The organism is Catenibacterium sp. UBA627, from assembly GCF_002299355.1.
GTDB classification, from domain to species: domain Bacteria; phylum Bacillota_I; class Bacilli_A; order Erysipelotrichales; family Coprobacillaceae; genus Catenibacterium; species Catenibacterium mitsuoka.
The window spans coordinates 1-609 of sequence record NZ_DBPF01000041.1 but is presented as its reverse complement, the minus strand read 5'-3'; the positions used below and the strand labels follow the sequence as shown (position 1 = coordinate 609).

Below are 609 nucleotides of genomic sequence, written 5' to 3'. Positions count from 1 at the left end.
CCTCTTGCACATCCTCCCTGTATTAGTACATATTATTGGTAAATGGGGTATGTATTTGTGGATGTATACTTGAAGAAGTCAGAGTGATCTGTCTTCTTCTTTTTTATACCAAAAAAGCCTCTAATTAAAGCTGCCTTTTAAAGGTCACCATTAGAAGCCTCTTTCTTATTAGAAAACCTTTCAACAAAGCTACTTTTTAAAAGCCACCTTATCTTCCAGCTCTCTTTATAAGTATTATACATGCTTATGGTATAGTTACAAGTAAACTATTCGATTTTTTAGATGTCTAAAGTGAAAAGTTAAATTCCACTTTAGATCTGTCAAAGTTGCGTTTAGTCTTTCAGATCTAAAGAGATTTTATCATCATTCTTACCTATTTATTGAAATGCGTATATAGAGGTAGGGGGACTTATTTAAGGTATTTTAAAAGGAGTCAGAAAATCTGACTCCTTTAAGAACTTCTTACCCTTTATATACTTCCTGATCAACCATATTTTCCTTCTTAGCTACAATAACTGAAGTAGAAGCATCACCAACTACATTAAGTGAAGTAACTAACATTTCAATAGGTCTATTGATTGAAAGAATTAATGAGTATGCAAGTAATGC

General features: G+C 32.0%; 1 pseudogene. It reads right to left on the bottom strand.

From position 1 onward, the window contains the following. Positions 1-462 precede the first annotated feature (462 nt). Positions 463-609 (bottom strand): annotated as a pseudogene (locus B2S90_RS02920) (dicarboxylate/amino acid:cation symporter); the annotation flags it as partial.